Source organism: Streptomyces krungchingensis, from assembly GCF_054729265.1.
Window position 1 is genome coordinate 153,629 of record NZ_JBPUKY010000001.1, and the last position, 20,365, is coordinate 173,993.

Here is a 20,365-nt window from a genome sequence, read left to right on the forward strand (position 1 = left end):
TCCCTCTTGACTATCCGGATCAGTGGTCCATATATTCGGATCAGTGGTCCGGTTATGTGGACCGCTGATCCAGATAAGCGTATCCCGCTCCACCGACGTCAACAAACCCCACACCACCGACGTCACGAAACAAGGACACCCCCCCATGAACCTGAAGCTCGAAATGATCGCGCTGCCCGTCTCCGACACAGACCGGGCCAAGGCCTTCTACGAGAAGGCCGGATTCCGACTGGACGTCGACTACAAGGCGAGCGAGGACGTCCGGGTCGTGCACTTCACCCCGCCCGGCTCCGAATGCTCGATCATCTTCGGCGAGGGGATGACCCCCATCACGCCCGGCTCCTTCCAGGGCCTGTACCTCATCGTCTCCGACATCGAGGAGGCCCGCGCGGAGCTCACCGGCCGCGGCATCGAGGTCAGCGAGATCTTCCACGACGCGGGCGGGCTCTTCCACGGCCACGAGGGCGGGGACGTCACCCACCGCCGCCCCGGCCAGGAGCGACTGGCCGGGGCGCACCCCGAGCGCGCCTCCTACGCCTCCTTCGCCACCTTCAGCGATCCGGACGGCAACGGCTGGGTCCTCCAGGAGATCACCCAGCGTCTCCCCGGCCGCTGACCCACCAAGCCACCGCCCGAACGGCCTCAACGGGCGGTGCCCCCCGGACGGCAGCCGGACCGAGCGGGCAGCTCCCGCCAAGCCGAAGACCGGCACCGAACGGCCGGACGAACATAAGGGTGCTCCCCACCACCCGCCGTACCGCCACCATGGGCCCGCATCGGCCGGGCAGCCGCCGAGGGCACCGACAGACGGCATTGCCGCCGGGGCCGCCCCATCCCGCAACCGCCCCGCCCCTCCCTCACCCCGTGCGGGGCGGCGGCCCCCGCGCCGTCCGCCGACGGGGAACGGCACACCCGACCGGCGACGCTCCGGAGGCCGCGGCCGCCGGAGTGTCGGCCCGAGTCACACAAGCAACGAGGAACAAAACAGTGCAGAACGAAACAGTCAGGAACGCAGCAGTGACGAACGAGACGACCCGTACCTACGACGTGATCGTCATCGGCGCAGGGCCTGTCGGTGAGAACGTGGCGGAACGCGCCCGCGCCGCCGGACTCAGCACCGTGATCATCGAGCGCGACCTCATCGGCGGCGAATGCTCGTTCTGGGCCTGCGACCCGAGCAAGGCACTTCTCCGGCCGGTGGTGGCACGTGCCGACGCGAGCCGCATACCCGGACTCGACCAGGCCGTCGACGGACCGCTGGACGTCGACGCGGTCCTCGCACACCGCGACAAGATGTCCTCGTACTGGAAGGACGAGGACCAGGTCGACTGGCTCAACTCGGTCGACGTCGACCTCATACGCGGCCACGGCCGCCTCACCGGCCCCAAGCAGGTGGCCGTGCAGACCTCCGATGGCGACACCATCGCTCTGACCGCCCGGCACGCCGTCGCCATCTCCACCGGCACCCGCGCCGCCCTGCCCCCCATCCCCGGACTCGACACCGTCCGCCCCTGGACCAGCCGCGAGGCCACCACCGCCACCAAGGCGCCCGATCGCCTCGCCGTCGTAGGCGGCGGCGTCGTCGCCGTCGAGATGGCCACCGCCTGGCAGGCCCTCGGCTCCCAGGTCACCATGCTCGTCCTCGAGAACCGGATCCTGGAGCGGATGGAACCCTTCGCCGGCGAACTCGTCGCCGAGGAACTGCGCGAAGCAGGCGTCGACATCCGCTTCAACACCACCGTCTCCTCACTGACCCGCAAGGACAACAATGTCGGCGGCGACGGCGAGGTGGAGATCACGCTGTCCGACGGCGGGCAGTTGGCCGTGGACGAGATCCTGCTGGCGACCGGCCGGGCCCCGCAGACCCACGACGTCGGCCTGGAGAGCGTCGGCCTCACCCCCGGCGACTGGCTCACCGTCGACGACACCTTCCAAGTGACCGGCGTCGACGGCGGCTGGCTCTACGCCGTCGGTGACGTCAACCGCCGCGCCCTGCTGACCCACCAGGGCAAGTACCAGGCCCGCATCGCCGGCACCGTCATCGGCGCCCGCGCCAACAACGAACCCATCGACACCGCACCCTGGGGCCCGCACACGGCCACCGCCGACCACACGGCCGTGCCCCAGGTCGTCTTCACCACCCCCGAAATCGCCTCCGTCGGCCTGACCAGCCACGAGGCCGAACACAGCGGACGGCGCATCAAGACCGTCGACTACGACCTCTCTCAGCTCGCCGGGGCCCACCAGTACGGCGAGGACTACCGCGGCCGGGCCCGCATGCTCATCGACACCGATCGCAACACCGTCGTCGGCGTCACCTTCGCCGGCCCCGGCGTCGGAGAACTGGTCCACTCCGCCACCATCGCCATCGCAGGCGAAGTGCCCCTCGACCGACTCTGGCACGCCGTCCCTGCCTTCCCCACCCTCGGCGAAGTCTGGCTCCGGCTGCTGGAGACCCACCGTGGTTGAGCCCCCTCCGCCGGGCATACGGGACGATCCCGGCCATGCGGGGTGACCCGGCCGTCCGCGAGCCGGGGGCGGTCCTCACCTCCCGGCGGCCCGCAGTCTTCCCCAGCCGACTAGTGGGTCCCCAGGCACACCACACGGACCGCGCAGGGCCCTACGGCGCCGGCCATCCCTTCAGGTGATGTCCTTCACCAAGCTAATTCATTGTTCAACTACACGTCGAGACGTAGCTTCGGCAAGGCACAGACATAGAGCAGGTCCGCCGCCACACCCACACCACTGCGGACCCTGCGCGGAGGTAAGACCATGAAGAACCTCAAGCAGCGCGTCGCCACCGCGAGCGCCACGGCCGTATTCGCCGCAGGCACACTCCTCGCCACCCACAGCACCGCGACGGCGGCCACGCTTCCCGACGCCGGGCACACCCCCACCCGGGTCACCGTGATCGCGGACACGACGACCGCCGGCCCGCAGGGCGCCCAGGCCGTCCAGTACCACGGCGATGCCTGGGTGCAAGGCCAGCTGCTGACGTTCAACCCCTGGATTGGAGACCAGCTCGCACAGTTCGCCCACTACGACCGCCCTGGCCACCCGTAATACCGGGCCCTCACGGGAAGGCGCGCACGCGCCGCGCCGGGTGAGCACGACCCCGATCAGGCGCAGGCCCCCGAGGCGGCCGGCGTGGGCCGGGGGGCGGTCAGAGCGCCAGTTCGGGAAGCTCTCCGGGCTTGACCACGACGACCTCGACACGGGTGCAGCCGACCGCTTCCAGCGCACGTCGGCGCCGCGTGGCGGACCGCTTGTCATAGTGGCCGGCGGATGCCTGTGCGGCACCGTCCGGGTCGGTCCACGTCAGGCTGTAGCGGCGTTTCGTGCTCGTCATGCGGCCATCCTCTCCGGCGCCACCAGTACGTGCGGGCGCACACCGACCGGTTCACGATCCGTTCGATCCAGCAGTTTCACACTCCCGGGCCGCATCCGGAAGATCGCCTGCACCGTTCGCCGAGCGCGGCGGACGTCCGTGCCTCAAGACAGGACGGGTGACTGCCCTTGGGCACCGTTTCCTTTGGTAGATCAGGGCTTCAGAACCCCAGCGGGGCGCAGTTGTACAGTCGTCGCTGATCAGCGCGCCGCGAGAGGCGGTTGCGTGGGGCCTTGGAGGGATGCGCACAGATGTGGTCCGTCGTCGACGATGCCGAGCGAGCTCAGTGGAGTTTTGTGCCCTTCGCGGCGGTCGGCCCGCTTCGGTTCGGCATGAGCATCGAGGAAGTGGCCACAGCTATGGATGCAGAAGGCTTCGCCAGCTCCTATTCCTACATGACCCTGCCGTACGGTGCTCTGGCGCAGGATGCAGGCTTTCATCCCAAGGATGCACCGCTGTACATGGGCGAGGAGGCGGTCACGGCCTACTACAGGAAGTCTGGTGCACTGGCCGCCGTCGCAGTTGACGCCTTGCGTGGCCCGCAAGTCTCTCTCGACGGGCTCCGCCTGATCGGCCGGGTGCCGTCTGAACTTTCAGAACAGCTCCATGGATATGCGGAGGACCGTGGCATGGTGGACACGGTCTTCGTCGATGGCGATGCAAGATCGGAAGAACTCGGACTGCTGGTACGGGTCCAGCGAGCCGGCGACATCCTCCTGACGAGGGTCTTCTTCGTCGCCGACTTCCAGGATTGGGCCAACACAGTGCACGACTGTGTTCCGATCCATGAGTGGGAAATTCGCTGATGCCGAACCAGTGACACCTGGTTCTCCGGCGAGCCTGCGGTAGTTGACCAAGCTTACGGCGATGGCAGCGAATGCGAGAAAGCGTTCTGCCTTGCGCTCGTAGCGTCGGTGCAGGCGACGGCATCCGGCGAGCCAGGACACGGTTCTCTCGACAACCCAGCGATGTCGGCCCAGCCGCTCAGAGGACTCGATGCCCCTACGAGCGATGCGATGGCGGATACCGCGCTTGCGTAGCCATCGGCGCAGATGGTCATAGTCGTAGCCCTTGTCGCCATGCAGCTTGGCCGGGCGCCGGCGCCGTGGTCCACGCCGCGTGCGAATGGGCGGGATACCGCGCACGAGCGGCTGCAAGCCGAGGCTGTCGTGCATGTTGGCGGCGGAGATGGCGAGTGACAGCGGCAGTCCCTCGCGATCCGTGATCAGGTGAATCTTCGATCCGGCCTTGCCACGGTCGGTCGGATTCGGTCCGGTCAGGGTCCCTCTTTTACCGCCCGCACGCTGACGGAGTCGATTGCGCACCGTGACCGGTCCAGTTCTCCGCGGACGCCGAGTTCGTCGAGAATGACGCGGTGGAGCCGGGCCCACACCCGGTCCCGGCTCCACTGGGCGAAGCGCCGGTAGACAGTGGGCCAGGCTGGCCCGAACACCGGCGGCAACTGTCGCCAAGCACAACCCGAAGCCACCTTCTACACCCGGCCGGACGTCATCGCGCTGCGCGTCGATGACATCGGCCCCAACGAAGTGGCCCTGGCCTGGGTGGCAGCACGTCGCTCCCGCCTCGTCCACGATTTCGCCCAGGCAGCAGCGGACACCCTCGCCCGGCCCCACATCGAGGAACAGCACCCGACGGCGCACGACTGAGGTTCCTGCTGCAGGACCTGGGGACCTCCCACTCCTCGGAATACCGGAATACCCCGTCTGCCAGACGGGAGCAGCAGATCACGGCGGTCGAGCGTGCCGCAGACGAGCCGCACGCTGTGCGGTCCGCTGCCCGTCCCGCCGCCTTGGCAGGTCACGGGGGCCGTGAAACGCTTGTTTCAGTGGCATATCCGTCCCGCGTCTGTACATCGATCTCGAACGGGTGAGCCCGGCTGCCTGTCGGGAGCTCTGCGGATCCACGCTCCCGTTCGGGAGTAAGGAACAGCCATGACGACGACCGAGCACGCTCACGAACACAGTGACCCCACCTTGTACCGCACTCCCGCGGACGCCGTCTCCGCACCTCCGGAGAGACTCGCCTACGTCGTCGGATTCGACCCGACCGCGCAGCGCGCGGACGCGTTGTTCACCGTCGGCACCGACCCAGAGTCCCCCGAATACGGCCGCGTGATCTCTCACGCCGAGCTGCCCGGCCTGGGCAACGAGCTGCACCACTTCGGCTGGAACGCCTGCTCCAGCGCGTTGGCGCATGCCGGTCATCAACACGCAGCGCGGCGCTACCTCATCGTCCCGGGACTCCGCTCTTCCCGGCTGCACGTCTTCGACACCGGCCCGGATCCCGCACACCCCCGCCTGGTCAAGGTGATCGAACCCGAGGAGCTGGCAGCCAAGGCCGGATACTCGCGTCCTCACACCATCCACTGCGGCCCCGACGGTGTCTTCATGTCCTGCCTGGGCGGCGCGGACGGTGCTGACGGGCCCGGCGGGGTCGCGCTGCTGGATCACGAAACCTTTGAAGTGCTGCGGGCCTGGGAGACCGACCGCGGACCGCAGCGGCTCGCCTACGACGTCTGGTGGCATCTGCGCCAGAACATCGCCGTGACCAGCGAGTGGGGGACCCCCTCGATGGTCGAGGACGGCCTCGTTCCCGAACTGCTGCTGGGGCGCCAGTACGGCCACTCGCTGCACTTCTGGGAGCTGGACTCCGGCCGGCACCTGCAGCAAGTCGATCTGGGGGACGAGAACCAGATGGTGCTGGAGCTGCGTCCCGCGCACGACCCCGAGGCAACGTGGGGGTTCACGGGCACCGTGGTCAGCGTGGAGGACCTCTCGGCGTCGGTGTGGCTGTGGAACCGTGAGGGCGAGGACTTCGTGGTCCGCAAGGTGATCACGATCCCGGCCGAGCCCGCGCCGGCACAGGACCTGCCCCCGGCGCTGCAGGCGTTCGGCGCCGTACCCCCGTTGATCACCGACATCGACCTGTCGGTGGACGACCAGTGGCTGTACGTATCCGCGTGGGGAACCGGCGATCTGCTCCAGTACGACGTGAGCGATCCGTTCCGTCCGAGGCAGACCGCGTCCGTGCGTCTGGGCGGCGTCGTCGGCCGGCAGCCACATCCCGCCCAACCGGACACTCCGCTGACCGGCGGAGCACAAATGGTCGAGCTGAGCCGCGACGGGCAACGCGTGTACCTGACCAACTCCCTGTACGGGGCCTGGGACACGCAGATCTATCCCGCAGGCATCGACGCGTGGATGGTCAAACTCGACGCCGACACCGCGGACGGCGGACTCAGCGTCGACAGCCGCTTCTTCCCCAGCACCCCCGATTTCCTGGGCCTGCGCGTACACCAAACGCGCCTGCAAGGCGGCGACGCCTCCTCGGACTCGTACTGCTACCGCCACTGACCGCCTGTGCCCCCCACTTGGCAGCGCGATGTGCGGCTGCAGCCGAAAGAGTTCGCGGACCTGGACCACGTGGTCAACGTGGTCCCTCGTCCGAGCCGTCGCTCTGGGGCAGGCCTCGCATCCGGACGCGTCGCGGACCGTCGTGCGGGACCGCCCTTGCAGGATGCGTGCCCAGACGGGGCACTGAAGGGTGGTTGGTGCATGCGGATCGTCGCGCAGCCGGATTCGGATTACCGCAAGGAGGCCGACCGCCAGTCGGGGATGTCCTCGAAGTGCACGTCGTAGCGGTGCTGTTCGGGCAGAAGCGACGCGAATTCCGCCTCACCGCGGCTGATGGCGGCCAGTTGTTCGAAGTAGCCGAACCGTTCGATACCCGGGCTGAGAACGACCACGACGTCGGCCACCTGGCCTTCTGCCGCCCCGAAGACGTGCGGCAGGTTGGGCGGAATGACGACGAGCCCACCCTTCCCCACCGTCGTCAAAGTGTCGCCGAGACGGAAGAGCATCGTCCCGTCCAGCACGTAGAAGAGCTCATGAGAGAGCTTGTGGTGGTGCGGGGGTGCACCGTCGGCGCCGGCTGCCAGGGTGAGCCGGCTGGCGCTGACCGCGCCCCCGTCGGCGAGCAGCTCGAACGCTCCGTCCGTGAGTGATGCGCCGGCCGCCTCACCGGGTTGCACCACCAGCGCAGTGGTACTGGCCTTCATCGAGTCTCCTTCCTTCCCGGCCCTCGCGCCCGCAGAGGCGCTGTGCCGGTCGCGAGTACCGGTGATCAATGGCGATCAATCCGGCAGCCGCCGACCACCGGTCGTAGTCCAGCGGCACACAGTCGAGGTTCAGGGGGCGTCGGACCAAGGGCTTCCCGCCGCACCCCCGGGTCGCGACGCGGACCTGCTCGACCATGCCGGGACGTTGAACGCGCCCGGCAAAGACGGGAGCAGGCGATCTGCAAGGAACTGCCACCGCATGGCACCTTGCTGTACATGTTCAGTTGCAAGCTACAGCAACTGAACATGTTCAGTCGAGGAGTGCCACACTGCCGACATGGCAGCGACGAAGACCCCTCCCCCCGACGCCGGCCTCCCCACCACACCCGCGCCCGGCGCGACACGCTCCCGTGACGGTGAGGCGACACGCGCCACGATCCTGGCGGCTGCCCGCGCGGCCTTCGACGAGAAGGGCTACGCACAGACGTCGCTGCGCGAGATCGCCAGGAACGCGGGGGTCAGGCCCTCACTGATCGTGCACTTCTACGGCTCGAAAGCGGGCCTGCTGGCCGCCACCGTGGAATGGCCCTTCGACCCGGACACCGTCGTGAGCCAGGTCCTCGCCCAGGGCCCCGACCACATCGGTGAGCGTCTCGCCGACGTGTTCCTGCAGACCTGGGAAGAGGACGGCCGACCCAACACCGCTCTCACCCTGCTGCACGCGGCGTGCGAGCGCCCGGAAGCGGCCACCCTGATGCGGGAACTGTTCACCACGTGCGTCGTCGATCCGATCGTCACAGCCATCGCCCCCGAGCGGGCCGAGCTCAGGGCCTCCTTGGTCGCCAGCCACCTGCTCGGCCTGCACGTGGGCCGCTACCTGCTGAACTTCGACGCGATCGCCGAGGCGGACGCCGACCTGCTGAGACAGGCACTGGCATCGACCGTCCAGCACATGTGCACCGGCCCTCTCTGGCAGGCGAGCGCACCGGACCCGGACAGCGGCGACGGACCCCCGCCCGATGCGGCACCACGAACCCTCTGATCACTTCGCTGACCAGATGAAGACGGCGGCCAGGCGGATCTTGGTGGTCAGTCCGCCGTGGCCGGCCGGCCGCTCGGGTGACCCGTCGGGCAGCCTGCATGCATGTACTTCGCCTGGTTCGACACCGGCCGGCCGGGGCTGGGCGCCACACCGATACTGCCCGAGACGGGGCCGGCTTTACGATCATCAATGCACTCACGATTCATCGTTGAAGGGGAGCAGGATGATTTCCGAGCCGGAAATGGAGGAGGAGTGGGACGCGGCTGCACCCCAGGACGTGGTGAGTGATCGCGAACGGCGTGCTGCCGGCCATCTGCGGTCACCAAGGCCTTGGGCGTGGGCCGTTGGGGGCGCGGCTGCGGCGTCGGTTTTCTGGGCGGCATCCGTGCTCGCCTTCGGGCTGGGGCAGCAGGAGGCGGACATACGTGGGTATCGTCTGGCCAAGGACTCTTGCCGGGCAGTGCGGCTGGTGTCACTCGGGGCAGCCATCGCGCCGAGGAGTTCAGGCGATCTGACCGACTCGGGATTGCTGAAGCATGCCGCTCTCGATGAGGTCCGGTGCCTCATACATCTTCGGGATGAGGTTGCGGAAGACGGGCCTGGGGGCGGTTGGTCCATCGACTACACCGTCGGGATCTCGGTGGCGCTGCACAAGAAGACCGATCCCGGCACCGAGTTCGAAGCCCTGCGCCGGGTGTCCGACCTGGGTGTGGTTCCGGAAGCCAACGTGAAGTCCGTTCCGTACGTTGGCGAGAAGGCGTATCTGATCACACGGGATCCAAGTAACACGGAGCTGCGGGTGTTGGAAGGCGGAGCCGTTCTCTCGCTGAAGCTTTCCGCCGTACCCAGCTACCTCGACGACGGCTCCGGTGAAATGGCCGGTGACGGGCCGGATTCTCCCGACCTTTCCGTGTACCAGCCTGCCATGGTCAACGACATGCGTGACCTGATGAGCGCCCTCAAACAGTAGGCCTGCAGCCTCCCCTTCGCCGTATCCACGACAATCGTGCGGCCTGTTTCGCGGCTGGCTACCGTCCGGGGCCGGTGGATGTCACAGAGGAGCTGCCGGCCGGAACTGCCCGCTGTCGCACGGTCTTCGCGTCGGCACGGCCCGCGCCGGGCCGGACCCGATACGTTCTGTCAGCTCTGCTGCGGAGTGTGGTGGGCCGGCGGGTGCTCGCTCATGAACCAGCCGTCGACCCGTGGTCCGATCAGACCGGTCGGCCAGCCCGCTGTTGCCACAGCGGCGTCATAGACGGCGTCGCCGAATGCCGTGACCGCCGCGAGCGGGTCCGGTGCTTGCCGAAGCGTCTCCCACGGGAGCAGCACAAGACCGGCATCCGGGTGCCAGGCGGCGCCCTCGACGCCCCAGGTTCGGTCCTCCAGTCCGTCCGGCTGGGGCCAGATGTAGGCGTAGAGGCCGATGCGCAACGGGCTGTGGCCGCTGCTGTGGATGTTGTCGAAGGAGAAGCCCACCGACATGTACTCGTGCAGTTGGGCGTTGCGCATGAACGGTGGCCCCTTGGGCGCGGGGGTCGTCCGATTCGGGCGCCACCGGGTGGCGGAGAGATCGAAACTGCCCCACATCACGCCGACTCGCGGACGGTGTCCGAGGAATGGTGCCTGCCACGCTTCGAGGCCCTCCGCGGCCCGGTCGAACGCCTCCCACATCCGATGTGCCGACCGAGCGTCCCACACCCGCTCCGACCTGTCGTCCTCGAAGGTGGTCGGCGCATCTGGGATTTCGCAGATCCGCGCGCTGCGCGGGTGCGGTATGCCAAGCTCTCCGGCAGCCTCGCAGAAGGCGGAGTAGAAGTCGGCAACCGTGGTCCGGGCCAGCGGCAAGGTCCGCGAGCCGCGGTTGCCCTCGATCACCACGTCGCCGTCGAGCAGCCGGTAGTGCACCGCGAATGTCGCCGCCTCGCGCCGGAACGGCGGAGTACGCAGGCCACGTGGAGTGACTTCCAGGACGATGTTCCCCCAACCGACCTCGAATGGATCGTCAAGGGAGTACTTGCCCGCGACCTGCACCACCCGGTTCACATATTCGATCGTGGGAGCCAGTTCCACGTGGTCCAACACCGGCCACTCCACGGTGCGTTCACTCACGGAAACCTCCCAGCGGATCGAAGGGGGTCGTCGTGGACCGGCGCCTTCCGACGGGATGCGCCGGACCGCTGTCGACATCGGCCGTGCCCACCCGTCGATTCTCCCACGCACCCGTGCAGCGGGCCTCGCAGCAGCTCACGGAGCAGCCGTAAGCGGGCGTAGGACGCACACGAAGGTTCCGAAGATCGCCTTCGAGTCGGTCGGTCCGGCGCCGGAAGCAGTCAGCGGCATGGTCGCCGCCGGGCCTCAAGCAGGCATGGACGACAGTCGGCAGCGACAAGTACGCTCCCGAGCCGCCCGCCCGCGGGGGGCTCACTTCTTGCAGGGGAAGGTCACCTGCTGACTGCGGACGCTCTTCTTCTGGTCCGGCAGGTGGAGCGTGACGTACCCGGTCACCGCCTTGGCGTTCTTGGGTGCAGGGATGTCCACGACCTGAAGGACGACCTTGGTGGAGGTGCCCGCGCCGAAGGCGAGGGATCCCGGGGAGACCCGGGCACGGCTGGTGTTCACGGTCCAGTGGTAACGGACCGTGCCCGGCCCGGCCGCTGTGATCTTCCCGTCGAAGGCCATGGCCACGGGAGTGCCGTTGCACTTGACCGTCTCCCCCGACTTCAGCAGGGTGACCACTTCGACCTTGGTGACCTTCACAGCCTGCTGGCTCCCGCTCGTCCCGGCGGTTCCGGCCGGCGCCCCGTGGGCGGGGGCGAGGGCCACCGAGGAGGCGAGGAGCGGGGCCGCGAGGAGCATGAGGTGTCGATGCCGCATCGTGCTGCCTTCCGGATGAGGAAAGCCCCCGATCTCGATCCCAGGATATCGGCGGCCGGCCCGGGCGGCCCGGCCGCCGGGGCCAGCCCTGCGAAGGGCCGGCGCCCTGGACGGACCCGGGACAGTGCTGCTCAGCAGCACTTCAACGGCGAGACGCCCGAGGGGCCGCCCTGGGTGATCGGCGCTCTGGGCGCCGGGCACCCCACCGAGGTTCTCCGCCACCGCCCCACGGTGGAGCTGTTGCCTTGCCGGGCCAACCGTCGGCAGCGCGGCCGGGCCGCTTCTTCCAGATCATCGGATCGTTGGTCTGGTGTGTCACTGAGTGGGGACAGGACTCCAACGACGGCGGCCACTGCCGCGTACCCCTAGGGTGTGCGGCAGCGGCCGACCGCGACACCTGAGTATCGAAGATCCATCTGAACCCCGCGATGTCCGGGGCAGCGCCGTTAACCGGCTCGAACATCGCGGGGAAGCCGTGCCCGGGACTGAAGTCGGCGTCGGCCATCAGGCCCTGGTTGCCCGCGAGCGCGATGATCCGCTCGCAGCCGACCTCGGTGAACAGGGCTGACTGGACGGCGACTTCGCCGCCCGGTCCGCGACCGCCGAGGCTGCGGCCGCCGAGACCCCGTTCTCGCCCTCGCTGGTCTCACGGACACAGCCCAGTCCGCCCGCGCCGATAAGAGCGGGCCATTTTCTATCTGAACGGACAGTCCCGGTCCCGATCACGGCGGTCGCCTGCGACCATGTGCCGGTGCCAACTCAGCGGAGCCAGGCGACGATTGAGAGGAATCGATCATGTCCGCTTTCGGCAGAGGAATCAGGCGCGCCATGTCGTACATCGGGTCGGCAGTGGTGCTCGCCATGCCACTGACCCTGGCGATGCCGGGGACGGCCACGGCCTCTGAGACCGTAGCGACCAGCATCGACCGGTTCGCGAACTACGAGTACAAGGAGTGCATCGAGGAGAACTCCTTCTACAACTTGTGGTCCCAGGACTGCGGGATCGGCTATTCGGATCTGTACTGGCGATGGGCCGGCACCACCAACACGTCCTCGACGCTCCAGAACTACATATGGGACCACTGCCTCGACAGCAACTCGGCCGGGGACGTCTACGCCAACGGGTGCAACGGCGGCAACAATCAGCTGTGGCAGGTCATCCAACCCGCGCCGACAAGTGCCGTCATGCTCCGAAACACAGCGACCCGCCTCTGCCTCTACCAGACTTCCGGCGGCCTCTATCGAACGACGGTATGTGACCGCAACGCGCGCAACCAGCGGTGGACCATCGGCTGAACGACCGGTGTGGGTGGTGAAGGAGCGGCCCGAGGTCCGGGTCGCTCCTTTCACGCGCCGGCGCCGCCGTCGACCGGCACGATCGCGCCGGTCACGTACGAGGCGCGGTCGCTCAGCAGCCACGCGGCCGCCTCGGCGATCTCGCGGGGCTCGGCCATGCGGCCGAGCGGGGTCGCCGCCTTGTTGGCCTCGACGATGCCCGGGGTCGCCGCCTCCCACGCGTCGATCATCTCCGTGGCGGTGCCGCCAGGGGTGATGCCGTTCACCCGGATACCCTCACGACCCCAGGTCACGGCCGCGGTCTCGGTGATGCTGTTCAGCGCGCGCTTCATCGCGCCGTACGCGGGCAGGACGGGGTTCGCGCGGCGGCTGCCGATGCTGGAGGTGTTGACGATCGCCCCGCCCGTGGTGGTGCGGCGCATCAGGGCGGCCTCGGCTGCCATGGCGGTCCAGTGCGAACGGAAGTTGACGCCGAACTGCGCGTCGATGTCCGCGTCGCTCGTGGTGTCGAGCGGGCCGGGCTGCTGGATCATCGCGCCGTTGTTGAAGGCGCCGTCGAGGCGTCCGTGCAGTTCCTCGACGCGGTCGACCGCCGCGCGGATGCTCGTGGGGTCGGCGAGGTCAAGGGTGACGGCATCGGCGACGCCGCCGTCGGCGCGGATCTCCTTCACGATGCGATCGAGGGCGTCGGTGCTGCGGGCTGCGAGCACGACGGCGGCGCCCTCGGCCGCGAAGAGCCGGGCCGCGGCCTCCCCGATGCCGCGGCTCGCGCCGGTGATGAACACGACCTTGCCGGTGAGCAGGCCGATGGGTGCGCTGTGGGTGGTGTGCGTGCTGTTCGTCATGACACCAGCGTCCGGCCGGTCCCCGGGCGGATACAGGCACAGGCTGTACCAGGATCCGCCACCGCGCCGCGCGCACACTGGGCGTATGGACAGACAGGAACTCGGGGCGTTCCTCCGCAGCCGCCGCGAGCGGCTGCGCCCGCAGGACGTCGGCCTCCCCCTGGGCCCGCGACGGCGCACACCAGGTCTGCGCCGCGAGGAAGTGGCGGTCCTCGCGCACATCTCCACGGAGTACTACGTCCGCCTCGAGCAGGGCAGGGCGCCACGTCCCTCGGGCGACGTCCTGGCCGCGATCGCCGGCGCGCTGCGGCTCACCGACGCGGAGTCCGACCACCTCCACGTCCTGGCGGGCACGGCGCCGAACCGTACCGGACTGCACCGGCGCGACGTCCGCCCCAGCGTCCTCGCGCTCCTCGGGCGGCTGCCGCGGACGGCCGGCTTCGTGATGTCCGCTGCGTTCGAGGTCCTCGCCTGGAACGATCTCGCGGCCGCGCTCATGGAGGACTTCGGCCCGCTCGCCCCCGAGGGCCGCAACCTCGCACGCCGTGCGTTCCCCGGGCCGCAGCGCGCCGATACGACGCTCTATGGGATCTCCGATGCCGCCGAATTCCGTCTGAGCGTCGTGAACCAGCTCCAGGCCACCCGCGCCCGTTATCCCACGGATCCGGCGGTGACCGGCCTCGTCGACGAACTCCGTGACACCAGCCCCGACTTCGCCCGGCTGTGGGAACGGCATGACGTCCAGGCCGCGCCGATGCTCACGAAGACCTTCCACCACCCGGTCGTCGGCGATGTCACAGTCGACTGCGACACACTCGCCCTCACCGACCGCGACCAGTATCTCGTGCTCTACAGCGCGCCCCCGGGGTCCCCCAGTGCCGAGGCTCTGGCCCTGCTGAACGTCCTGGGTACCGAGGCCGGCCGCTATCTGTCCTAGCGCCAGGCCGCCGCGAGCACCGCCGTCGCCGACAGGGGCGACGTGCCGATCCGGCCGACGTGGTCTCCCTATACGGCACCGCTGCCGGGGTGGCCCGTCCAACGCACCTCTGATGCGCTCCAGATGAGGTGGTTCGACGCCCAGAGGCGGGCGCAGTACGACCGCACCGCGGTCCCCGTGCGAACGGGGATGCGCCGCCGTCGCCTGACTGACCGGCCCGCGCCAAGTACGACCAGCTGCCCCACTCCCCATCCGGACACACCCGGCATGAGCCGGTCCTGAGTACCTGCTCCTGAGCCAAGAGGCGGCAGGACGAGCTCGTCACGATCGAGTTCTGCGCTGCGCTTGTATGATCACCGTGCGAGAGGTGCTCGAAGCCTCCGCGCGCCGGATCATCCAGACGGCTCCGCCCGGGCGGGACACATAACCCCGGCGGACCACCGTCCAGGCCGATCGGTCCGGCCGAGTGCGGCGCCACGATTCCTGGAGTTCTCGATGCGCAGACCCGTCCTGCTGGCCACCGCCGCCGTGTTGTTGTGTGCCGGATGCTCCACTGCCGACTCGGACGACGCCGCCGACGCCCGCGACTCCGCTGCGCCGACTTCTTCGGCCGCGTACCGAAACGCCGTGCGCAAGGCCGCCGAAACCGTCGGCAAAGGCAGCGCCGGTGTCGACGAGCGGATCGACATCACTGGCGACGGAAAAACATACAGGCTCACCGTCGCCGGTGACTTCGACTTCGCGGCAGACCGGGGCAGCATCGCGGTCGACTTGCCCGGTGGCGGTATCGACCACAGCGAAGAAGTCTTCGCGGATGACAAGATCTACGTGAGCGGCACCGCAGGCACCGACGACGGCACCTGGGGAGTCATCGCCCGCGACAAGGCGGAAGTCCATTACGCACTGCGGGCGCCCCTCAACGATCCAGAACACGTCCTGCGACAGGTGTCCGCGATACGCAAGGTGTCGAAGGTGGGCTCGGAAACCGTCGGCGGGGTACGTGCCGTGCACTATCGCGGCGTACTGGGCCACGCCGCCCTCACCCTGCGGATGGCTGACGACGTGCGGGACAAGATGGACCAGGTCCGCGCCGCTGTCGGCAGTGACGTCCCCGTCTTCGTCGACGCATGGGTCGACGACAAGGGGCGGCTCGTACGCACCCGTATGACCTTGAACATGTCGGGCTCCGGCGTGACCGCGACCATGGACCTCTCGGACTTCGGTAAACCGGTGAAGCCGAAAATCCCGAAGTCCGCCGACACCTACCCTGTCACCCGTGTCGCCGGTGTGCTGCTGGGCTGAGCCGCCCCGCGCACGAGTCCCCGGCCCGAAGGACCGACAGGCCGACCGCCGCCGCAGTGGCGGACGTGGCACCCGTCCAGCCGGGCTGGAATCTCACGTGTTCCGGAACTTCTGAATCATCGACCAGCCCGCGATCCGCGGCACCCCACACGACCGGTGGCAAGGGGCAGTTGTCCAGATCCGGATGACCGTTTCGGTCTCTGCTGCCGACGAGCGCATCGCGGTGCTGGTCCGCCTGGCCAGAGTGGGCAGAGATACGCTACAAACGGCCCATGAAGCTGATCACGGAGCGGTTTGACGCGCGCGAGTGGCCCGACGAGCAGTTGGATGAGCTGTTCAGCGAGGGATTCCCCGAGTTCATCACCGCAGATCGGCTGGCCAAGCAGTACATCGGCCGCATCCGGGAATGGTTCACCGAACTGAACCTCATCCTGGTCGACGAGCACGGCGTGCCGGTCGCAACCGGCTGGGGGATACCGATCCGCTGGGACGGTCAGGCGGAGACGCTGCCCTGCGGCTACACGGACGCAGCCATTCGCGCGGTGGAGAATCGAGAGCAGGGCGTCGAGCCCGACACCCTGGTGATCTGCGGTGCCGTGGTCACACCCTCCCTCAAGGGCCGCGGTATGGCCGGGGAGATGCTCACCGCGTTGCGGCAACTCGCCGTGGAGCGGAGTTGGCCGCGGGTGATCGCCCCGGTCCGGCCCACCCTGAAGTCGCAGTACCCGCTTGCGCCCATCGAGTCGTTCACGGGATGGACCCGCCCGGACGGCACCTCGCTCGACCCCTGGATCCGCACCCACCAACGTCTCGGCGCGCGCATCATCGCCGCCGCGCCGGCCTCGCAGACGATGACCGGCACCGTCTCCGAATGGGAGCAGTGGACGGGCATGGCCTTCCCGGAGTCGGGCGGCTACGTCATCCCGCAGGGTCTCAGCCTGCTACATGTCGACAAGGACAGCGATCAGGGCACCTATGTGGAACCCAACGTGTGGATGCAGCACATGTGACGGGTGGTCACGCATGAGCGGAGTGCAGTTGTCAATCTCCGTCGAGCCAGGTCAGGCGGCGGTCGACTGGGTGCGTTCGATCAGGTGGCGGTGCCCGCGCTCGTCTGTCCCGGCGGACAACTCGGCTATGTGCTGGGTGACTTCCGCCTCCGGCGTGGAGGCCGGCAGCCGCCGGGTCCCCTCGCGCACGATCTCGTCGATCAAGGAGTCGGACTGGGTGGGGCCATCGGCGGTGACTACGCTGAGCACGGGCGTGCCTTCCTGACCCGCACTGCGACGCGGGCCCACTCGGAGACCTTACGGATCATTCGGAAGGCAGGGAGGATCGTAGGGCTGAGCACAGGGAAACGTTGGACCTCCTGCGCAGTTTCACCCACCGGCTCCGGCAGGAGATCGCCCAGACATAGCCGTGGTTCTTCGTGGTCGGTCCGCGGTGGGATCGGCCGATGGCGTGGTCGTCCGGCTCACCGGCCGGGGCCCCTGCGATGCTGCGCCACACCAACCTGTGCGACCTGCGCCCACTACGCGCCCCGGGCGCTGCCGGGCCGGACACACCTGGAGTGCCCTGGTGAGTTCAGCTGCTGCCCAGGCACTTCAGGACGAATGACGGCACCGACTCGATGCCGGCGGTGTTCCATTCGGGGTAAGTCCAGGCTCCGAGAGCACCGGTCGGTACCCAGGCATCCCACATCCACCAGTACTTGTTGTTGCCGTGCTGGGGGAAGTCGTCGGGGGCGTGGGCGGAATGCGGTCCGAAGGGTGCACCCTCCAGGACCCCGTATTGATTGATGCTCCACGGCTTACGAGCGTTGAATTCGGGCGAGCCATCGACCGCGTTCAGCTTCGCCATCGATACCGCGATCCACTTCTCGATGCACGCTTGGCCCTCCGGGGTCTCCCACGGTTCTGGCATCGTCCACCTCCTCGCTTCTTCATGGACAGGACGGAATCGAGTGTGTACGAAATCGGCAGCCGGCTCGGGGAATGTCCTGCGGCGCGTCGTACCGCAGGACCACAGCCTGGGCCGCACGTCTCGTACGAGCCGCGGACTGTCCGGTGGTCGCGCTCGACATGGACGTCACCGAATTCCTCGGGGCGGCCTCGCAATAGCCCGTGGTGGATCTGATACGCCACGTTCGTACCGCGGGACGTCTCGGCGACCATCAGCTCGTGTGGGCCGAATGCGCGGGCGCCGGTCTCGACGATCGCACCGTCGGGCACCGAGGTGAGCGGTCCGTTCCACCATCTGGTGTCAGCCGACAGCGTGCAGCCGTAGGTGTAGGCGTAGCCGATCGGGGTGTCGTCGAGATGGCCGACGACCGCAGCCAAGCCGAGCCCGGCGCCCACCATGAACACTCCCCCGGCGGGCCCACCCACCACATTCGGCGACGTGGACCAGACGCTTCGCCGTCCTGCATGGAGGAGCGCGAACGGATGCGGAGGCAGATCTTCAGGCACCTGCGGCCGTCGCCGTGGTATCAGCTCCGGGGTCGGGCCGCGGGTCCCGGCAGGACGGTGACCTCGGTCGGGGAGAGTGCCGCGTGCTCGTCGGAGCACTCGACCACGACGCGTACCGGAGCGCCGCAGTCGCGGTGCTGGATGTCGAGCACCGGGCCCTCGGGGTCTCCGACGTATGCCTCGCCCCACTGTCGCAGCGCCACGAGGACGGGCCACAGATCCCGGCCCTTGGGGGTCAGGCGGTACTCGTGCCGGGTCCGGCTGCCCTGCTCCTGGTACGGCACTGTCCGTAGGATCCCGGCCTCGACCAGCTTGCGGAGCCGGCCGGCCAGGACCGCCTCCGAGAGCCCCACATGGCGGCGGAAGTCGTCGAAGCGACGGACCCCGTTGAAGGCGTCACGCAGGATCAGCAGCGTCCACTTCTCGCCGATCACGTCGAGGGTGCGCTGGACCGTGCAGTTCTCCGTGCTGGTCTCCAGCCAGTTCATGCCGCCATCGTAGGCAGGCCACCTGACTTTGTCATTGACAGCCAGCACTCTCCCGAGCTAGCTTCGAAAAACAAAGTCAGAGGAGGTGGCGCAGCCGCATGGAACGGTCTCGCACATACGACTGGGAAGACCCCACGATCTCGGCGGCCGCCGTCGGGCAGGGCTCGGGGCTGGATTTCCTCCGGGAGATCCTCGCCGGACGTGTGCCCTCGCCTCCGGTCGGCGCGACACTGGGCTTCGCGCTCGAAGAGGTGGACCACGGCCGCGCGATCTTCTCCCTGGTGCCCGGCGAGGAGCACTACAACCCCATCGGCAGCGTGCACGGCGGGATCTACGCGACGATGCTCGACTCGGCGGCGGGCTGCGCGGTCCAGTCCACCCTGCCACAGGGCATGGGCTACACGTCGCTCGACCTCACGGTGAAGTTCCTGCGCCCCATCACGGTCGACACGGGAAAGGTCCGCGCCATCGGCGGCGTCCTCAGCAGCGGCCGACGTACCGCACTCGCCGAGGCCCAGCTGCTGGACGGATCGGATCGCCTTCTCGCGCACGCCACCAGTACCTGCATGGTGTTCCCGCTGCCCAGCGCCTGACCCGCACTCCCCCAGCGCACTGACCCGACACGGAGGCGACGTGACCCTCGACCGCACATTTCGGCTCGGCAGGCCGTCCGCCTCCGGTCCCGCCGGGAAGGTCCGCGTCGACCGCGCGGGGGCGCTGGTCACCCTCACCATCGACAGGCCCGACAAGGGCAACGCCCTGACCCTGGCCATGTATCGCGCTCTGGCCGACGCCGTTACCGAGGCGGATGCCGACCCAAACATACGGGCCATCGTGCTCACCGGTGCGGGCCAGGACTTCTGCGCCGGCAACGACCTCGACGACTTCCGCGCCCATCCCGGAAAAGCCCTGACCCTCAGCTCCCCCGTCATCGAGTTCCACAAGGCCGTACGGCGCAGCCACACCGTTCTCGTCGCGGCCGTGGACGGCGCCGCCGTCGGAAGCGGCGCCACCGCGCTGCTGCACTTCGACCTCGTGTATGCGACCCGTCGCAGCCATCTGCAGTACGCGTTCGTCGACCAGGGCGTCGTACCGGACGCCGCCGCCAGCCTCCTGCTCCCGCAGCGTCTCGGGCCCCAGCGTGCCGCCCAGCTCCTGCTGCTGGGCGCACGCGTCTCCGCCGCGCAGGCCGCACAACTCGGCCTGGTCTCCGAGGTGTTCGAAAGCCGCGAGCACCTCGATACCCGCGTCGCCGAGCAGGTGGCGACCCTGCTGGCCGCGCCCGAGGCGGCACTCCAAGCCACGCGCGCACTGCTCAGGCCCACCGGGGCCGACCCACTGCTGCGCATGTCGGCCGAGACCGCGACCTCAGCCCGGCTCCTGAGCACGACGAACACGTCCACGCGCATCGTCTCCCGCACAGGCGACCCGACATCCGCTCCCTAGGGAGCGGGTCCGGAGGCACAGGTGGGCGAGCGTCGACGCTCGGCCGAACGGATGGCGCGGAAGACCTCCACGAGGACGGCTCGTGCGGAAGTCTTTCGTGATGACCGTGTCGAACCCGCGCGCGACCTGGGCATGGGCTGACACTCTGGGGAGTCCAGCCGTCGTCAACGCGTCCCGCGTCGGCGACAGTTCAGTCCTGTC

22 protein-coding genes and 1 pseudogene are annotated in these 20,365 nt (G+C 68.6%); 14 read left to right on the forward strand and 9 right to left on the reverse strand.

Annotated elements, in window-relative coordinates; genetic code table 11:
• Positions 1-145 precede the first annotated feature (145 nt).
• The 3 genes from ACSYGO_RS00755 (at position 146) to ACSYGO_RS00765 (ending at position 3,063) form a co-directional block, all read left to right on the forward strand.
• The gene (locus tag ACSYGO_RS00755; protein ID WP_426679620.1) at positions 146-616 is read left to right on the forward strand and encodes a VOC family protein; all 471 of its coding nucleotides are present in this window, start codon (positions 146-148) and stop codon (positions 614-616) included.
• Positions 617-1,017: 401 nt separating this feature from the next.
• Positions 1,018-2,469 carry a dihydrolipoyl dehydrogenase family protein gene (locus ACSYGO_RS00760; RefSeq protein ID WP_460385415.1) on the forward strand — a complete coding sequence of 484 codons (1,452 nt, stop codon included), beginning with the start codon at positions 1,018-1,020 and terminating at the stop codon, positions 2,467-2,469.
• Positions 2,470-2,772: 303 nt separating this feature from the next.
• Positions 2,773-3,063, forward strand: coding sequence for a hypothetical protein (locus tag ACSYGO_RS00765; RefSeq protein ID WP_432173708.1), 291 nt, complete (start codon positions 2,773-2,775; stop codon positions 3,061-3,063).
• A 100-nt stretch (positions 3,064-3,163) separates the two neighbouring features.
• Here the strand turns inward: ACSYGO_RS00765 and ACSYGO_RS00770 are convergent, their stop codons facing one another.
• Entirely contained in the window at positions 3,164-3,349 is a 186-nt protein-coding gene (locus tag ACSYGO_RS00770; protein WP_426679617.1) for a hypothetical protein, read from the reverse strand.
• Between the two features lie 290 nt (positions 3,350-3,639).
• On the opposite strand from ACSYGO_RS00770, the gene ACSYGO_RS00775 reads away from it, so the two are divergent.
• Complete coding sequence (locus ACSYGO_RS00775) at positions 3,640-4,194, forward strand: hypothetical protein (protein ID WP_460389825.1); 555 nt, start codon at positions 3,640-3,642, stop codon at positions 4,192-4,194.
• Positions 4,195-4,224: 30 nt separating this feature from the next.
• Here ACSYGO_RS00775 and ACSYGO_RS00780 read toward each other — a convergent pair.
• Positions 4,225-4,871, reverse strand: a pseudogene (locus ACSYGO_RS00780) (IS5 family transposase); the annotation flags it as partial.
• On the opposite strand from ACSYGO_RS00780, the gene ACSYGO_RS00785 reads away from it, so the two are divergent.
• Together ACSYGO_RS00785 and ACSYGO_RS00790 are read left to right on the forward strand one after the other, a co-directional pair.
• Positions 4,819-5,055 carry a hypothetical protein gene (locus ACSYGO_RS00785; protein ID WP_426679664.1) on the forward strand — a complete coding sequence of 79 codons (237 nt, stop codon included), beginning with the start codon at positions 4,819-4,821 and terminating at the stop codon, positions 5,053-5,055. The pseudogene ACSYGO_RS00780 and the gene ACSYGO_RS00785 sit on opposite strands and share 53 nt — an antisense overlap.
• A gap of 285 nt (positions 5,056-5,340) precedes the next feature.
• Positions 5,341-6,762: a selenium-binding protein SBP56-related protein gene (locus ACSYGO_RS00790; RefSeq protein ID WP_426679615.1), complete on the forward strand. Its 1,422-nt coding sequence runs from the start codon at positions 5,341-5,343 to the stop codon at positions 6,760-6,762.
• 230 nt (positions 6,763-6,992) lie between these two features.
• On the opposite strand, the gene ACSYGO_RS00795 is transcribed toward ACSYGO_RS00790, so the two are convergent.
• The gene (locus ACSYGO_RS00795; protein ID WP_426679614.1) at positions 6,993-7,466 is read right to left on the reverse strand and encodes a cupin domain-containing protein; all 474 of its coding nucleotides are present in this window, start codon (positions 7,464-7,466) and stop codon (positions 6,993-6,995) included.
• Between the two features lie 337 nt (positions 7,467-7,803).
• Here ACSYGO_RS00795 and ACSYGO_RS00800 point away from each other — a divergent pair, with 337 nt between their 5' ends.
• Positions 7,804-8,508, forward strand: a complete 705-nt coding sequence (locus tag ACSYGO_RS00800) for a TetR/AcrR family transcriptional regulator (protein WP_432173711.1) — start codon at positions 7,804-7,806, stop codon at positions 8,506-8,508.
• 223 nt (positions 8,509-8,731) lie between these two features.
• Entirely contained in the window at positions 8,732-9,478 is a 747-nt protein-coding gene (locus tag ACSYGO_RS00805; protein WP_460385416.1) for a hypothetical protein, read from the forward strand.
• 170 nt (positions 9,479-9,648) lie between these two features.
• On the opposite strand, the gene ACSYGO_RS00810 is transcribed toward ACSYGO_RS00805, so the two are convergent.
• Together ACSYGO_RS00810 and ACSYGO_RS00815 are read right to left on the reverse strand one after the other, a co-directional pair.
• The gene (locus ACSYGO_RS00810) at positions 9,649-10,617 is read right to left on the reverse strand and encodes a DUF5996 family protein (protein ID WP_460385417.1); all 969 of its coding nucleotides are present in this window, start codon (positions 10,615-10,617) and stop codon (positions 9,649-9,651) included.
• 312 nt (positions 10,618-10,929) lie between these two features.
• Positions 10,930-11,382 carry a hypothetical protein gene (locus ACSYGO_RS00815; RefSeq protein WP_460385418.1) on the reverse strand — a complete coding sequence of 151 codons (453 nt, stop codon included), beginning with the start codon at positions 11,380-11,382 and terminating at the stop codon, positions 10,930-10,932.
• Positions 11,383-12,210: 828 nt separating this feature from the next.
• On the opposite strand from ACSYGO_RS00815, the gene ACSYGO_RS00820 reads away from it, so the two are divergent.
• Positions 12,211-12,678, forward strand: a complete 468-nt coding sequence (locus ACSYGO_RS00820; RefSeq protein WP_460385419.1) for an RICIN domain-containing protein — start codon at positions 12,211-12,213, stop codon at positions 12,676-12,678.
• Positions 12,679-12,728: 50 nt separating this feature from the next.
• On the opposite strand, the gene ACSYGO_RS00825 is transcribed toward ACSYGO_RS00820, so the two are convergent.
• Positions 12,729-13,523, reverse strand: coding sequence for an SDR family NAD(P)-dependent oxidoreductase (locus ACSYGO_RS00825; RefSeq protein ID WP_460385420.1), 795 nt, complete (start codon positions 13,521-13,523; stop codon positions 12,729-12,731).
• 85 nt (positions 13,524-13,608) lie between these two features.
• On the opposite strand from ACSYGO_RS00825, the gene ACSYGO_RS00830 reads away from it, so the two are divergent.
• The 3 genes from ACSYGO_RS00830 to ACSYGO_RS00840 all read left to right on the forward strand — a co-directional run bounded on the left by ACSYGO_RS00830 (position 13,609) and on the right by ACSYGO_RS00840 (position 16,772).
• Positions 13,609-14,460: a helix-turn-helix transcriptional regulator gene (locus ACSYGO_RS00830; RefSeq protein ID WP_460385421.1), complete on the forward strand. Its 852-nt coding sequence runs from the start codon at positions 13,609-13,611 to the stop codon at positions 14,458-14,460.
• Positions 14,461-14,955: 495 nt separating this feature from the next.
• Complete coding sequence (locus tag ACSYGO_RS00835) at positions 14,956-15,762, forward strand: LppX_LprAFG lipoprotein (protein ID WP_426679608.1); 807 nt, start codon at positions 14,956-14,958, stop codon at positions 15,760-15,762.
• A 272-nt stretch (positions 15,763-16,034) separates the two neighbouring features.
• Positions 16,035-16,772, forward strand: a complete 738-nt coding sequence (locus tag ACSYGO_RS00840) for a hypothetical protein (protein WP_460385422.1) — start codon at positions 16,035-16,037, stop codon at positions 16,770-16,772.
• A gap of 51 nt (positions 16,773-16,823) precedes the next feature.
• Here ACSYGO_RS00840 and ACSYGO_RS00845 read toward each other — a convergent pair whose 3' ends face one another.
• From ACSYGO_RS00845 to ACSYGO_RS00855, 3 genes are all read right to left on the reverse strand, one after another.
• Entirely contained in the window at positions 16,824-17,021 is a 198-nt protein-coding gene (locus tag ACSYGO_RS00845; RefSeq protein ID WP_460385423.1) for a hypothetical protein, read from the reverse strand.
• Between the two features lie 325 nt (positions 17,022-17,346).
• Positions 17,347-17,685 carry a hypothetical protein gene (locus ACSYGO_RS00850; RefSeq protein WP_426679606.1) on the reverse strand — a complete coding sequence of 113 codons (339 nt, stop codon included), beginning with the start codon at positions 17,683-17,685 and terminating at the stop codon, positions 17,347-17,349.
• A gap of 565 nt (positions 17,686-18,250) precedes the next feature.
• Entirely contained in the window at positions 18,251-18,718 is a 468-nt protein-coding gene (locus ACSYGO_RS00855; RefSeq protein ID WP_426679604.1) for a winged helix-turn-helix transcriptional regulator, read from the reverse strand.
• 98 nt (positions 18,719-18,816) lie between these two features.
• Here ACSYGO_RS00855 and ACSYGO_RS00860 point away from each other — a divergent pair, with 98 nt between their 5' ends.
• Both ACSYGO_RS00860 and ACSYGO_RS00865 read left to right on the forward strand, forming a co-directional pair.
• A complete protein-coding gene (locus ACSYGO_RS00860) occupies positions 18,817-19,311 on the forward strand; it encodes a PaaI family thioesterase (protein ID WP_460385424.1) in 495 nt (164 codons plus the stop codon).
• A gap of 40 nt (positions 19,312-19,351) precedes the next feature.
• The gene (locus tag ACSYGO_RS00865) at positions 19,352-20,164 is read left to right on the forward strand and encodes an enoyl-CoA hydratase-related protein (protein ID WP_432173723.1); all 813 of its coding nucleotides are present in this window, start codon (positions 19,352-19,354) and stop codon (positions 20,162-20,164) included.
• The last annotated feature ends 201 nt before the right edge of the window (positions 20,165-20,365 follow it).

Bases quoted from the DNA above. Each gene is read 5' to 3' on its own strand.
- ACSYGO_RS00755 (WP_426679620.1), top strand. From the start codon at position 146: ATGAACCTGAAGCTCGAAATGATCGCGCTGCCCGTCTCCGACACAGAC.
- ACSYGO_RS00765 (WP_432173708.1), top strand. From the start codon at position 2,773: ATGAAGAACCTCAAGCAGCGCGTCGCCACCGCGAGCGCCACGGCCGTA.
- ACSYGO_RS00770 (WP_426679617.1), bottom strand. From the start codon at position 3,349: ATGACGAGCACGAAACGCCGCTACAGCCTGACGTGGACCGACCCGGAC.
- ACSYGO_RS00775 (WP_460389825.1), top strand. From the start codon at position 3,640: ATGTGGTCCGTCGTCGACGATGCCGAGCGAGCTCAGTGGAGTTTTGTG.
- ACSYGO_RS00790 (WP_426679615.1), top strand. From the start codon at position 5,341: ATGACGACGACCGAGCACGCTCACGAACACAGTGACCCCACCTTGTAC.
- ACSYGO_RS00795 (WP_426679614.1), bottom strand. From the start codon at position 7,466: ATGAAGGCCAGTACCACTGCGCTGGTGGTGCAACCCGGTGAGGCGGCC.
- ACSYGO_RS00800 (WP_432173711.1), top strand. From the start codon at position 7,804: ATGGCAGCGACGAAGACCCCTCCCCCCGACGCCGGCCTCCCCACCACA.
- ACSYGO_RS00805 (WP_460385416.1), top strand. From the start codon at position 8,732: ATGATTTCCGAGCCGGAAATGGAGGAGGAGTGGGACGCGGCTGCACCC.
- ACSYGO_RS00815 (WP_460385418.1), bottom strand. From the start codon at position 11,382: ATGCGGCATCGACACCTCATGCTCCTCGCGGCCCCGCTCCTCGCCTCC.
- ACSYGO_RS00820 (WP_460385419.1), top strand. From the start codon at position 12,211: ATGTCGTACATCGGGTCGGCAGTGGTGCTCGCCATGCCACTGACCCTG.
- ACSYGO_RS00825 (WP_460385420.1), bottom strand. From the start codon at position 13,523: ATGACGAACAGCACGCACACCACCCACAGCGCACCCATCGGCCTGCTC.
- ACSYGO_RS00830 (WP_460385421.1), top strand. From the start codon at position 13,609: ATGGACAGACAGGAACTCGGGGCGTTCCTCCGCAGCCGCCGCGAGCGG.
- ACSYGO_RS00835 (WP_426679608.1), top strand. From the start codon at position 14,956: ATGCGCAGACCCGTCCTGCTGGCCACCGCCGCCGTGTTGTTGTGTGCC.
- ACSYGO_RS00840 (WP_460385422.1), top strand. From the start codon at position 16,035: ATGAAGCTGATCACGGAGCGGTTTGACGCGCGCGAGTGGCCCGACGAG.
- ACSYGO_RS00850 (WP_426679606.1), bottom strand. From the start codon at position 17,685: ATGCCAGAACCGTGGGAGACCCCGGAGGGCCAAGCGTGCATCGAGAAG.
- ACSYGO_RS00855 (WP_426679604.1), bottom strand. From the start codon at position 18,718: ATGAACTGGCTGGAGACCAGCACGGAGAACTGCACGGTCCAGCGCACC.
- ACSYGO_RS00860 (WP_460385424.1), top strand. From the start codon at position 18,817: ATGGAACGGTCTCGCACATACGACTGGGAAGACCCCACGATCTCGGCG.